Here is a 12,888-nt window from a genome sequence, read left to right as displayed (position 1 = left end):
TTGAAGGCTGTCGCAGGCAAGCGACAGCCTTTTTTTATGAGTGTGTTATAATATAAGTACATTTTTGGCGAGGTGGAGCATATGGTGCACTGTCCCTTTGATTTTTTCAGTGACGGGAAAAAACATACTATATGTCTGGTCGGCGGCGGCGGTAAAACGACGGTTATGTACGAGCTGGCAGCGGCGTGGGCAGCCTGCGGACGCAGGGTACTGGTGCTGACGAGTACGCATATTCTGCGTCCCGTAGATGGCAGCTTTGCTGCGGACGCAACAGCTGTACAAAATTTGTGGCAGCAGGGACGCTATGCTGTTATCGGTACACCGGAGCCTGCAACGGGTAAGCTGACAGCGCCGCCGCAAGATTTATATGAAGCGCTGCAGTTGCAGGCTGACGTAATTTTGTGTGAGGCTGACGGCTCCAGACATCATCCCTGCAAGGTGCCTGCAGCGCATGAGCCTGTGCTTTTGCCTGACAGTGACATAGTGCTGGCTGTTGCGGGGATGGATGCTTTGGGCAATTCGCTGCAGCAGGCTTGCCAGCGTCCGCAGCTGGCGGCAGAGCTTTTAAGCTGCAGCGCAGAAAAAATCATTGATGCGCAAATGCTTGCTTCGCTGCTGCTTTCAGAGCAGGGAGCACGCAAAAATGTCGGTGCACGCGCTTATTATATTGTTTTGAATAAATGCGACCTGATAAAAGCAGCGCAGCAGGAGGAAATGCTGCGGCTGTTAGTGGGTGCAGGCATGGACGAGCATAGAATATGGCTTCGTGAAAGGGGAGAATAACAAATGCTGAAGATTATTGTACGCGGTGGCGGTGACCTGGCAACAGGTGTTATCCATCGCTTGTGGGGTGCTGGCTTTAAGGTTTTAGTGCTGGAATGTGCTAAGCCTGCGGCAATTCGTAGGCAGGTAGCGCTGTGCGAGGCGGTGTATCAGGGCAGCGCTCAGGTAGAAGGACTCACTGCAAAGCTGATAAACTCTCTTGCGGAGGCAGATGTTGTCTGGGAGCATGATGAAGTACCAGTGCTGGTTGATGAAGCAGCGGATAGTGTGCATGCTTTTGCGCCTGATATTGTTATTGATGCGATTATCGCCAAGCGCAATCTTGCTACAAGCAGTACAATGGCACCGCTTGTTATTGCTTTAGGCCCTGGCTTCAGCGTGGGCGCTGATGCCGATGTAATTGTAGAAACGAAGCGCGGTCATAACCTGGGACGTATTATCCGCAGCGGCAGTGCTGCGCCTAACAGCGGCGTGCCCGGTAATATCGCAGGCTATAGCAAGGAGCGTGTGCTGCACGCACCCTGCGCAGGCGTTCTGCACGTTGTTCATGATATAGGCAGCATTGTGGAAAAGGGCGAAACTATTGCAACTATTACCGATGGCAGTAATCAGGTTGCTGTAACGGCAACACTGTCCGGTCTGATTCGCGGTATGATTCGCGATGGCTTTGCTGTTAGCGAAGGCTTTAAAATTGCCGATATCGACCCACGTAAAGAAGAACTGGCCAACTGCTTTACGATTTCGGATAAGGCACGCTGCATTGCCGGCAGCGTTCTGGAATTAGTCTGCCGTTATGCACAGGAGAAACAAAAATGAAGGATTTAATGAAAAAAATACAGGCGCAGGCTTTGGATTCGCAGCCTTGCTATCTTGTTGTATTGATTGAGAGTGAAGGCTCTACTCCGCGCACCAGCGGCGCTTATATGCTGGTCGGAGAAAAGGGTTTGCTTTACGGAACCATCGGCGGCGGCGGTATGGAATATGCGGCACAGCAGCTGGCACAGCAGCGTCTGCAGAATGGTGGCGGCAGCTTTGTCAAAACGTTTGACCTTTCTCCGGCAGCAGGTATGGCCTGCGGCGGCAGCTGTCAGGTGCAGTTCTGCTACCTGCCTGTGGGGGAAGAAACGGGGGACTTGGCAGAGGAAGCTCTTAGTGCAATGAAGCAGCATGCTCCCTGGTGGTTTTTACTGCCTTTGGGTGAAGGCAACGCACTGCCGCAAATAAAAAAGGACCTGCAGCTTGCGGGTCACAGAGGTGTAGTTGATATAGACGGCTGCGCCTATTATGCAGAGCAGTTTGATTATGACGGTGCGGTTTATGTTTTCGGCGCCGGTCATGTTGCGCGTGAGCTGGTGCCGCTTTTGAGCCATCTCGGCTTTAAATGCATCGTGCTGGATGACAGGGCGGAGTTTGCGGATGCGGCAGCCTTTCCGCAGGCGGAGCGCGTACAGCAGGTTGATTTTACTAAGCTGCAGGAGGTTTGCAGCCTGACGGCAAAGGATTATGCGGTAGTTATGACGCGCGGTCATGTGCATGACGCCAATGTGGAGCGCTATCTGTTGACTACGCCTGTCGGTTATATCGGCATTATGGGCAGTAAAAATAAAGCAGCCATGGCCAGAGCCGCTTTGCTGGCGGATGGCTACAGTGAGCAGCAGCTTGCGCGTGTTATTACGCCCATCGGAATCGACATAGGCAGTGAGACGCCGGCGGAGATTGCGGTGAGTATAGCAGCACAGTTAATCCAAACTAGGGCAGAACGCATATAAGGCATCATATACTTCATCGAGAGGGCCTTGACGTAGCAGTAGTACGCCGTCGGCCCTCTCTCTTCGTCTCTGATACCTTCTCTGCGTTCTGCTGATTATAAAGTATAAGGCATCATATACTTTCATCAAGAGCACCTCGACGTAGCTTAAGAACGCGTATAAGGCATCATATACTTCATCAGGAGCACCTCGACGTAGCAGTAGTACGCCGTCGGTGCTCCTTCTTCGCCTCTGATACCTTCTCCGCGTTCTGGTTAAAGAGTAAATAGCTCTGATACTTTCTCCGTGTTCTGCTGATGAGTGAAAGGTAATGCACCACATACTTTATCTACATAAAAATGGGCACTTCAACGTAGCAAAAGTACGCTGTCGGTGTTCATTTTTAAATTTCTCGCTTGAATTGCGAACGAAAAAGGCTATCTGATAAAATTTATACGGATTTTCTCTGTAATTTTCTTTACAATAAGACGTGATATGCGATAAAATATATGCATGAAAAAATGAAGGGGTGCTTATATGTCTAAGTTTGTTAAACTGTCTGAGGAAGCCTACAAGTTTGAAGGCAAGCTGTCTTTGAGCTCGGCTATTCCTTTAGGTCTGCAGCATGTTTTGGCAATGTTTGTCGGCAATCTGACACCGGTTCTGATTATTGGCGGTGCCTGCGGTATTGTCGGCGGTGCCGGTTTTGAACAGCTGCAGGTTGTTTTAATTCAGAATGCGATGATTGTTGCAGGCCTGGTAACTCTGCTGCAGTTATATTCCGTTGGTCCCTGCGGTGGCAAGGTGCCTATTATCATGGGTACAAGCTCCGGCTTTATCGGTGTATTTGCCGGTATCGTTGCAACCTTGGGCAGCGGTGTTGTCGCCTATGGTGCTATTATGGGTGCTTCGATTATCGGCGGCGTTTTTGAAGCAGTGCTCGGCCTCGTGCTCAAGCACATCCGTCGCTTCTTCCCGCCTGTTGTCTGCGGCACTGTTGTACTGTCCATCGGTCTGTCGCTGATTTCTGTAGGTATCAATTCCTTTGGCGGCGGCTTCAAGACTAAGGACTTCGGTTCTATCGAAAACCTGCTGCTTGGTCTGTTTGTACTTTGTGTTATCCTTTTCTTCAAGCATGGCACTAAGGGTTTTTTAAGTTCTTCTTCCATTCTGCTTGGTATTATTGCCGGCTATATCGCTGCGATTTTCATGGGTTTTGTGCTGCCTACAACCGCAGTTACTCCTGACGGTGTGGAATACACCAAATCCTGGGTACTGCATTGGGACAAGGTAGCGAACGCCTCCTGGTTCGCTGTGCCTCAGCTTATGCCGGTTGATATCGTATTTGATATGCGTGCTATTATGCCTGTATTGATCATGTTTGTTGTTACCGCAGTAGAAACTGTTGGTGATATTTCTGCCGTTGTCGAAAGCGGTCTGAACCGTGAAGCTACGGACAAGGAATTGTCCGGCGGCGTTATTTGTGACGGTATTGGCTCTGCTATCGCTGCTGTTTTCGGCGTACTGCCCAATACTTCCTTCTCTCAGAATGTAGGTCTGGTTGCTATGACGAAGATTGTTAACCGTTTTGCTTTGGCAACCGGTGCTGTATTTTTGATTATCTGCGGCCTGATTCCCAAGCTGGGGGCGTTGGTTTCCATTATGCCGCAATCCGTTCTGGGCGGCGCTGCTGTAATGATGTTCTCCTCGATTGTTGTCAGCGGTATTCAGCTGGTTACTAAAGAGAAGCTCAATCCGCGCAGCCTGACGATTATTTCCGTTGCTTTAGGCGTTGGCTACGGCATGGGCGCTACACCCGGCATCCTGGCACACTGCCCGGAGGCTATGCGCATGATGTTCGGTGAATCCGGTATCGTTCCGGCAGCCTTTGTAGCAATTCTGCTGAATATTATTCTGAATAGGGGCGAAGACGCTCAAGCTTAGTTTTATCCTGCTGTGTATCTATATCCAGCAGCTCGTTGATATCCTGAACCGGTACTTTTACTACCAGTTCAGGATATTTTTTTGTCAGTACGGAACCACCCTTGTCCTGTGGCAGCTGCCGCAGCACGTTGGCAAATTTTACAGGGAAGATAATGGGATTGCCGGGAGTTTCTTCGTAATACAGGCGATGAATTTTTTGCGGCTGCGCTAAAAAGCTTTCGGCAAGGCGGATGAGCGAAGCCTTCTGCAATAACGGCTGGTCGGCAACGGCAAAAAGCAGGCCCTCGGCCTGAGGCAGCAGCTGCTTTATATAAGCGGTGCCTAAGCGCACGGTATCGCTCAGATAGGGCTTGTCGTGGAGCAGGCAGGGGATTTGCTGCTGTGCGCAGATTTCTGCAATCTCCTTGTGGCGTGTAACAACGATACGCTTGGCGAAAAGTCCTTTGCTGATATCAAGGATGTGCTGCAGCATGGGCGCTCCGTCAATGGCTGTCAGCAGCTTGTTGGCACCGAAGCGGCGGGCTACGCCGGATGCCAGAATGATGCAGGCTATTTTAGAATATTTTACGTTCATAAAGTTACCTCACGGTTTTGATTATATATCATTATTATAAGACTGATTGATGGCGCTAACAAGCGGGGGAGTGCGGGTTAGCGGAAGAATATATTTTGTACGCAAAAACAAAAAACTCTGTAACCGAAGTTACAGAGTTTAGTTTCAAGTGGTGGCCCTGGCAGGATTCGAACCTGCGACCTTTTGATTCGTAGTCAAACGCTCTATCCAACTGAGCTACAGAGTCACATCAGCGTTGCTGTTGTTTCAAGCAACAATGATATTATAGCGAAAAGTACGCTTCTTGTCAACACTTTTTTGCAATTATTTTTTAGATTTTTTGCCGACAGCTTTTTCTTTGGCAGCAGGCTGATGTTTTTCCAGCCAACCGCAGTAAATGAAGAAGCCTAAGGCAATGAGGAAGAAGCCTAAGCTGGTTGCCTGAGCGGATTTCAGTCCGAACATCCAGGGCTCGGCGTAGTCACCGCGCAGCATTTCCAAAAAGAAGCGGACTACGGAATAAAGCATGGCGTACATACATAAAGCCTGACCGCGTGCATGCTTTGTAGTACGGAATAAAAGCAGCAGGGCAAAAATGACGATGTCCAGCTGACCTTCCCAAACCTCTGCCGGCCACAGGGGAACAGGGCCGTAGGTTTTGTAGGCCAGCGTGCCTTCCGGGTACAGAATACCGAAGCTGCCGCCGGTAGGTGTGCCGAAGGCATCACCGTTGAGCAGGTTCGCCATGCGTCCGATGGACTGACCGATAAGCAGAGAAGGCGAAATGATATCCGCCAGAGCTACCCAGTCGATGTCATGCAGCTTGCAGTAAACAATGCCTGCCGCAATGCCTGCCAGCATACCGCCCTGCACGGCCATGCCACCCTGCCAGACGAAGGGGATTTCCAGCAGATGATGGCTGTAGTAATCCCAGTCGAAGAAGAAAACATCCCACAGCCTGCCGCCGATGAGACCGGCAAAGCCGCCGTAGATGCCGATGTCTAAAATGTGCTCGTGCCAGCGGCCGTCCTGCTTAGCTAAAAAGTAGGCAGTGCCGGTGGCCAGAAAAATTGCTGTACAGAGCATCAGACCATACATGCGTATGGGAAAATCGCCGATAAAAAAGAGATATTGATGCATTATGAATAAGGCCTCCTAAAAAATCTAACTAATATTTTAACACATTCCGGTGTTTTTATCAGCGAAAAAGTTGTGATTTCTTTATTCAGAAAGCTTATTGAATTTAACAGCGAAGATAGTATTGCGTGACATGTTGCTTATGTCATTATCCACAGCGCCAATATTATGATATAATGAGGGAAGCGATATGAGCTTCAGTGAAGCAAAAAATAGAGAAAGAAGGTCTGCAAATTTATGAAAGCATTAACTTATATTGAACACGGTAAGTTTGCGCTGCAGGAAAAGGCCAAGCCGCAGCTTGTTTCTGCGCGTAACGCTGGGAAGCATCTGCACCAGTGATTTGCATATTAAGCATGGTTCGGTACCGCGTGCCGTGCCGGGATTTATCGCATTTTTGAAAACAGATTAGACAGAGTTATCAAGATAGCGATTACCGAATGATTTTTTTGCAAAGTATGTTCTAAGAGGGGCGATTTTATTATGATTAAGCATATAACAACAACACCGGCAAAGGCCTTAGAAAAATTAAAAGCAGGCAACGCCAGATATATTGATGCCAAGGTCAACAGCGAGGATATTTCGCAGGCAAAGAGAACAGATACCTTGGTTAACGGTCAGAAGCCTTATGCGATTATTATTACCTGCTCTGATTCTCGCGTAATTCCGGAGAATATTTTTATGACAGGCATCGGCGAGCTGTTTGTTATCCGTATTGCCGGTAATGTGATTGATGAGCATCAGCTGGGCAGTATTGAATACGCTGCCAGTCATCTGGGCGCACCGTTGATTGTTGTTATGGGGCATACGCATTGCGGTGCGGTGCATGCTGCAATCAATCATGATCCGGAGGGCTATATCAAATTTATTACGGATAAAATCAAAGCAGCGATTGGCGACGAGTGCGACCCGTATAAGGCTGCCTGCCTGAATGTCAAAAGCTGTGAAGCGGAAATCGAAGCCTGGAGATTCAAAAGGTTGAGCATCAGGAGGGCTTGCGCATTGTCGGTGCTATGTACCATCTGGAGAATGGTCTGGTAGATTTTATCTAAAGCAGATTATTTTGAGCTGCCTTGAGCTTAGCGTCTTGAGGCACTTCTTTTTTGTAAGTTAATTTCTCAAAATTCATAATAATGCGCTTGACAGAATTGTGGCTTGAATGTATTATGTATACATAATACAGATTTCGATTAAAAGCAGCTTTTACACGCTTTTGGAGAAGGAGGCAAATGTATTATGCGTAAAGAACACGACTTTTTAGGTGAATTAGAAATTCCCGATAATGCTTATTATGGTGTACAGACCATGCGTGCCATGGAAAACTTTCAGATTACAGGCTATACTGCCGATCCGCTTTTTATCAAAGCCTTGGGTATGGTAAAAAAGGCTGCAGCGCTGGCTAATATGAAAATCGGTCTTTTGGATGAAAAAATCGGCAATGCTATGGTTCAGGCCTGCGATGATATTATCAGCGGCAAGCTGAACGACCAGTTCCCGACCGATCCGATTCAGGGCGGTGCCGGAACATCCTTCAATATGAATACGAACGAAGTAATCTGTAACCGCGCTTTGGAAATTCTCGGTCGTCCGCGCGGCGATTATAATTATATCAGCCCTAATAACCATGCCAATATGTCGCAGTCCACTAACGATGTTATTCCTACATCCATCCGTGTCTGCGCTCTGATGCGCGCCGAACAGCTTATTATTGCCTTGGAAAACCTGGCGTATTCCTTTGATAAGAAAGGCGAGGAATTCAAGGATGTACTGAAAATCGGCCGTACGCATCTGCAGGACGCTGTGCCTATTACCTTAGGCCTGGAGTTTAAAGCCTTTGCTTCCTCCATGCGCAGACGCAGTAGCTGCATCCGCCGCAGCTGTGAGCTGCTGCACACCATGAATATGGGCGCAACAGCAGTCGGCACCGGCCTGAATGCCGATCCCGAATATATCAAAGAGGTTTGCGAGCAGCTTACGCTGGTTACCGGCGAGAGCTTCACTACCGCGGACAATCTTGTTGATGCTACCAGTAATACAGATATCTTTACCGATTTGTCCTCCAGCTTGAAGACATCGGCACTTTCGCTGATTAAAATTTCCAATGACCTGCGTCTGATGGCCTCCGGTCCGAGGGCAGGCTTCTGCGAAATTACACTGCCGCCGCGTCAGCCAGGCTCCTCTATCATGCCGGGTAAGGTTAACCCCGTTATCCCCGAAGTAGTGGACCAGACCTGCTATCAGGTAATTGCCAACGATTTGGCTGTGGCCTTCGGCGTAGAAAACGGCCAGTTCCAGCTTAATGTTATGGAACCCGTTATGGCTTACAATATTTTCAATTCCTTGCGTTTTCTGACCAATGCCGTTAATACGCTGCGCACCCGCTGCGTAGACGGCATTAAGGCAAACCGTGCTCAATGTGCGGAATGGCTGGATAAGAGCGTGGGCATTGTTACCGCACTGCTGCCGCATATCGGTTACGAAACCTGCTCCGTTTTGGCGAAGGAGGCGCTGGCAACCAACAGAAACATTAAGGACCTGCTCATTGAACGCAAGGTGCTGAGTAAAGAGGATTTGGATGTTATCCTTGCTCCTGCGGAAATGACCAGACCGGGTATTGCCGGTAAGGAGCTTTTGAAGAAGATTCATGAGTCCAAAGAAGAACTGGTGTAAAGCACAAGAGATCAGTTCTGTTATAACAATAGAATAAAAGCAAAAGCTGTAGCTATGCTCCTGAGTACGGGAGCAGGCTGCAGCTTTTTAATTTGAGCTTTGGGAAATTTGCTTGTTAGCACAAGAAAATTTCTTCCGTCCCACCCGAAATCATGCTTTGGGGTGGGGGAAAAAGAGCTTCTTGTTGCTATAATTATAATGACAGAAACTAATTTAGGAGGTCGATGAATATGCGTATTGCTAAGAAATTATTTTCCTGCTTATCTTTGTTTTTGCTTTGCCTCGTGTGCTTGCTTACAGATGCGCCCAAGGTTCGGGCAGCGGAATTTCTGACTGCTGATGACGGGACATTTCTTTATATGAACAGCAGAGAGCTGGCAATCAGTGATGAGGAGGAGGGAGTGCAATTTTTCCTTGCTGATGACGGTACTCTGCAGCTTATGAACAAGAATACTCAAGATGTTTATAAGACCTTTGTTCCTGCGGAGCAGGGAATGGTTGGCTATAGGGTGCGGGATGTTTTTACCGCCAATCCCAAAAATATATTTTTTGAAATAAATGCCACTATCGGTGCTCATGAGCAGAACTGCGGTTATTGGCTTATCGGTAAGGAAAACGGACAATGGGTGACATATGTAACCTTGAAGGATTTAGCGAAAAACGGCTATGCCATTGACCAGTGGCGGCAAATTGTGACCAAGATTAATACGGATGGCAGCGGACGTTTTATTATGCTCAGCCAATATGAATATATGCCTCCGGAAGCAACCTTTGGCATGCAGAGAAAATATTGCACGGATTTACAGCTGGAGCTTTTGTGGGATGATGCTGCGCAAGGATTTGTTATGCGCAGATTGTAATGTTTGTAGTATAATTATGAGCATTGCTTGAAAAAACGCATATTATGTTACAAATGAAAAAACTAACTAAAAATATTAAGTGAAAATATAGGTTGTTTATATTACAAATTTATAAAATAAACTTGATAGTAGTGAAAAATGCACTATAATAAAATTGTACATAGCGTGCGGTCATCCCCAATGCGCATGCCTAAATATGTATACCTTGTTCATATGCATTCCGTTCCAATTTGCCTGGATTTTTCCAGGCTATTTTTTTATCTATCATAACGACTAAATCAGCTTGCAGAGTGCGCAAAATGTCACGAATAATGTATATAATTCGTGACATCAAACGTAAAAAGACCAAAAATTTTTATATATTTCGAAACAAAAAAAAAAAAACCCCCGCCAGTGGCGGTCTTTAGGTTCTAAATATCGAATTGTAATAAAGTAATCACTTCTAGCGAAACGTTTATTTTATCTTTACTAAGCACCGCTTTTTGAAAAATGCAATGCCATAGCATAAAATATCATCGTAATCATCTTGGAAATCATCTGCATAGATACGCTTATTGATCTGGTCGATTGCTAAATCGCAAGCGTCCGGCAAGTTATTCAGCGTTTTTGCATATTTAGCTTCAAAAATCGCTATACGGCCATTGCGGATATCCTTAACAATTACATCACTGCGTCCTTCACCATGCTCACGGTTAGATTCAACAACATATCCTGCACCGGTGAAGATGCCTGCCAGGAAAGCATGGTAAAAATCCTCGCGATAATCATGGTAGCTGATGGTCATACGCAGAAGCTTCGTCATTTCCTGAGTAAGTGCTTTACTGTCTCCGCTCCATACAGCCGTAAATAATGCATTGCGGTTAGAAGCTTGCGCACTATCGGCAAACCACTTCATAACAGTCGTTTCATAGATTTCCTTAATCTCTTCATTAGGAATAATCAAAGCTGAATAACCATCCGGTATAGCAGCGGGCAGAGCATCATTGCGAACTTTGGTCAGATATCCTGTCAGATATAAAATGCTCCAAAGATTATCTTCAGAGGAGTGCAGATAATCATAGGTCAGGCTGTCATCAACCTTTTGTACGATGAAACTGCCGGATAAAAGGGTTTCCAGCTTTTCCGTGATATTACTGCTTGCGCAGTCAATAAAGGAGCGGATAATGGAGTTATCGCTGGTGTTGCGCCAATAGCTTACAGGCTTTGCTTGCGGATTACGCTGCAGGTCATACAAGTAGCTGATAACATCCCAAGGGCAGTAAACGTCGGCTGTGTCGAAATGATAGCCATCATACCAGGTGCGGATAGTATCTGCATAAGCTTCCGCATTAGCATCTGCCAGCAGCTCATCTACTTCATTTTGCGTAAAACCAAAGGATTCTTTGAGATTTGAGCGTACAATAGAGTCGGAAATAAAATTATTGGTACCGGTAAAAACACTCTCTTTAGCAATTCGCAGACAGCCAGTAATCAAGGCAAAGCAAAGATTGGGGTTATCCTTCAGAGAGGTGCTCAGCAACGGCTTGATAATGTTCATCATTTCAGTGTAATAACCGTGACTGCTGGCTTTGGCGATGGGGACATCGTATTCATCCAAAAGCAGGATTACCGGCTTGCCATAATAGGCGTTCAACATTTTCATCAGGGTGCTCAGAGCGCGGCTCAGGTCAGGCAGGCTTGCTTCGCCAGCCTTAATTCTTTGAAAAATGTTACGGTCATCGTTATCTATATTCTTGCTGTCAAGCAAAAAAGCATATTCCTTGTATAAATCAGCAAACTGCAGAGAGAGCTGAGCGTAGGCATCATTAAAGGAGATACCGTCAACATCTTTTAATGAAACAAAGATAGTGGGGTATTTATTCATCCATTGATTACAAATATGAGTGTTCTTGGAGACAGATAATCCGGCGAAATGCTTGCTGCTGTCTTTGCGGACATCGAAAAAATCTGCCAGCATACTCATGCCGAGGGTTTTGCCGAAACGTCTGGGGCGAGTAATTAACGTTACTTCAGCAATACCGGACTCAAGTATTTCGGTGATCAGGTTTGTTTTATCTATATAGTAATATCCTTCATCGCGAATCTTGGCGAAATTGGAGATACCAACAGGAAATTTCAATCCGTTCAAAATTATCGCTCCTCTCATACAACAGATTTATTACTTAGATTATATCATAATATCAATGCTTTGGATAAGGCTGGTTGAAAAAAGCAGGGAATTTGGCTTTTCCAAAACAAAAAGCGTCAAAGAATGAAGCGTTATATAGTACTACTATATGTAAAAATATTTAGCGGTTAGTGACAATAGGTAATATATTAGCTGAAACTTGCGCAAATAACACTTTGGAAATAAAATATTAGCTATAAATATGTTTAATGTTATATACGAAATTAGCACGAAAGTAAACGATGCCCTTATACAAGTAAGTCATCGCACTCGTCAATTAGTGTTGTAGCCGGGATTTCAGTTGAATTTTCGTCTTTTCCATCAAAACAGTCAAATTTTTTTGCCTAGCCTACCCGAATTTGGGGGTTGGGGTGGGGTGAAAAATTCTTTTAAGTGCTATACTGACGTTAATAAAGAGGTTCCATCTTAATTAAAAGGAGGCTTTTACTATGAAGTTTTTGGCAAAGATGAAAGAAAAACAAATGCAAAGAAAACTTGGCGGTATTTTGTGCGGTTTGCTGTGCACCGGTGTATTGGTAATGCCGAGTGCTTGGGCAGATAATTATTATGGTAATGATGGCAAGACTCATATGTCAATCGGTGCTAATGTTACACTTAATTCTGGTACTTATGATTATGTTTACGGTGGCTATAATGATACAAAGGTGTCTCCGCCGGAAGTCTTTAAGAACAATGTTACTATTACCGGTACTGCTGCAACTAGTAGCATATGTGGTGCATATTCTTGGTATGGCAATGTCAGAGAGAATACTGTAACGATTAGCGGTAATACTTTGGGTAATGTTGTGTGTGGTGGTGGCACCGGTGCTGCAGACGCTATAAAAAACTACGTTATCATTAAAGATAAAAGCGAAGTAAACGGTATAGTATATGGTGGTAAAGGTGTCACACGTAGCAAGGAAAACGATGTAAAGATTAGCGACAGTACCATCAAGAACAATGTATATGGTGGTTATGCTGATAATGATAAAAATGGCAGTGCTGAAAAAAACGAGGTTGCCATTG

The 12,888-nt window shown here is 45.9% G+C and carries 11 protein-coding genes, 1 tRNA gene and 1 pseudogene; 9 read left to right on the top strand and 4 right to left on the bottom strand.

The features are described 5' to 3' along the window. Positions 1 to 81 precede the first annotated feature (81 nt). From yqeC to BN587_RS08580, 4 genes are all read left to right on the top strand, one after another. On the top strand, positions 82 to 783 hold the full coding sequence (gene yqeC, locus BN587_RS08595) for a selenium cofactor biosynthesis protein YqeC (protein ID WP_021720716.1): 702 nt from the start codon (positions 82 to 84) through the stop codon (positions 781 to 783). 3 nt (positions 784 to 786) lie between these two features. Further along, a complete protein-coding gene (yqeB, locus tag BN587_RS08590; RefSeq protein WP_021720715.1) occupies positions 787 to 1,599 on the top strand; it encodes a selenium-dependent molybdenum cofactor biosynthesis protein YqeB in 813 nt (270 codons plus the stop codon). Then, complete coding sequence (locus BN587_RS08585; RefSeq protein WP_021720714.1) at positions 1,596 to 2,552, top strand: XdhC family protein; 957 nt, start codon at positions 1,596 to 1,598, stop codon at positions 2,550 to 2,552. Before yqeB ends, BN587_RS08585 begins: the two co-directional genes overlap by 4 nt. Before the next feature lie 516 nt (positions 2,553 to 3,068). Further along, complete coding sequence (locus BN587_RS08580; protein WP_021720713.1) at positions 3,069 to 4,475, top strand: uracil-xanthine permease family protein; 1,407 nt, start codon at positions 3,069 to 3,071, stop codon at positions 4,473 to 4,475. Here the strand turns inward: BN587_RS08580 and BN587_RS08575 are convergent. The 3 genes from BN587_RS08575 to lgt form a co-directional block, all read right to left on the bottom strand. Continuing rightward, complete coding sequence (locus tag BN587_RS08575) at positions 4,441 to 5,049, bottom strand: nucleotidyltransferase family protein (protein ID WP_021720712.1); 609 nt, start codon at positions 5,047 to 5,049, stop codon at positions 4,441 to 4,443. The genes BN587_RS08580 and BN587_RS08575 overlap by 35 nt on opposite strands. Before the next feature lie 149 nt (positions 5,050 to 5,198). Beyond that, positions 5,199 to 5,275, bottom strand: a tRNA-Arg gene (locus tag BN587_RS08570). Between the two features lie 77 nt (positions 5,276 to 5,352). Beyond that, positions 5,353 to 6,168 carry a prolipoprotein diacylglyceryl transferase gene (lgt, locus tag BN587_RS08565; protein ID WP_021720711.1) on the bottom strand — a complete coding sequence of 272 codons (816 nt, stop codon included), beginning with the start codon at positions 6,166 to 6,168 and terminating at the stop codon, positions 5,353 to 5,355. A gap of 234 nt (positions 6,169 to 6,402) precedes the next feature. Between lgt and BN587_RS12225 the strand changes: the two are divergent. The 4 genes and pseudogenes from BN587_RS12225 to BN587_RS08550 all read left to right on the top strand — a co-directional run. Continuing rightward, a pseudogene (locus BN587_RS12225) lies at positions 6,403 to 6,550 on the top strand (alcohol dehydrogenase); the annotation flags it as partial. A 98-nt stretch (positions 6,551 to 6,648) separates the two neighbouring features. Next, complete coding sequence (locus BN587_RS08560; RefSeq protein ID WP_021720709.1) at positions 6,649 to 7,206, top strand: carbonic anhydrase; 558 nt, start codon at positions 6,649 to 6,651, stop codon at positions 7,204 to 7,206. A 195-nt stretch (positions 7,207 to 7,401) separates the two neighbouring features. Next, entirely contained in the window at positions 7,402 to 8,835 is a 1,434-nt protein-coding gene (locus BN587_RS08555; RefSeq protein WP_021720708.1) for an aspartate ammonia-lyase, read from the top strand. A 230-nt stretch (positions 8,836 to 9,065) separates the two neighbouring features. Further along, a complete protein-coding gene (locus BN587_RS08550) occupies positions 9,066 to 9,695 on the top strand; it encodes a hypothetical protein (protein ID WP_021720707.1) in 630 nt (209 codons plus the stop codon). Between the two features lie 454 nt (positions 9,696 to 10,149). Here BN587_RS08550 and BN587_RS08545 read toward each other — a convergent pair whose 3' ends face one another. Beyond that, the gene (locus BN587_RS08545; RefSeq protein ID WP_021720706.1) at positions 10,150 to 11,823 is read right to left on the bottom strand and encodes an AAA family ATPase; all 1,674 of its coding nucleotides are present in this window, start codon (positions 11,821 to 11,823) and stop codon (positions 10,150 to 10,152) included. 488 nt (positions 11,824 to 12,311) lie between these two features. Here BN587_RS08545 and BN587_RS08540 point away from each other — a divergent pair. After that, positions 12,312 to 12,888, top strand: a 577-nt coding sequence (locus BN587_RS08540; protein WP_044484667.1) for a hypothetical protein, incomplete at its 3' end; no start/stop codon positions are given.

The organism is Phascolarctobacterium succinatutens CAG:287 (genome assembly GCF_000434895.1).
In the GTDB taxonomy this organism is placed as follows: Bacteria; Bacillota; Negativicutes; order Acidaminococcales; family Acidaminococcaceae; genus Phascolarctobacterium_A; species Phascolarctobacterium_A succinatutens_A.
The sequence above is the reverse complement of the archived record's forward strand: the minus strand, read 5'-3'. Positions and strand labels throughout refer to the sequence as shown.

Coding starts and splice junctions, on each gene's coding strand:
- yqeC (WP_021720716.1), top strand. CDS start 82: ATGGTGCACTGTCCCTTTGATTTTTTCAGTGACGGGAAAAAACATACT.
- yqeB (WP_021720715.1), top strand. CDS start 787: ATGCTGAAGATTATTGTACGCGGTGGCGGTGACCTGGCAACAGGTGTT.
- BN587_RS08585 (WP_021720714.1), top strand. CDS start 1,596: ATGAAGGATTTAATGAAAAAAATACAGGCGCAGGCTTTGGATTCGCAG.
- BN587_RS08580 (WP_021720713.1), top strand. CDS start 3,069: ATGTCTAAGTTTGTTAAACTGTCTGAGGAAGCCTACAAGTTTGAAGGC.
- BN587_RS08575 (WP_021720712.1), bottom strand. CDS start 5,049: ATGAACGTAAAATATTCTAAAATAGCCTGCATCATTCTGGCATCCGGC.
- lgt (WP_021720711.1), bottom strand. CDS start 6,168: ATGCATCAATATCTCTTTTTTATCGGCGATTTTCCCATACGCATGTAT.
- BN587_RS08560 (WP_021720709.1), top strand. CDS start 6,649: ATGATTAAGCATATAACAACAACACCGGCAAAGGCCTTAGAAAAATTA.
- BN587_RS08555 (WP_021720708.1), top strand. CDS start 7,402: ATGCGTAAAGAACACGACTTTTTAGGTGAATTAGAAATTCCCGATAAT.
- BN587_RS08550 (WP_021720707.1), top strand. CDS start 9,066: ATGCGTATTGCTAAGAAATTATTTTCCTGCTTATCTTTGTTTTTGCTT.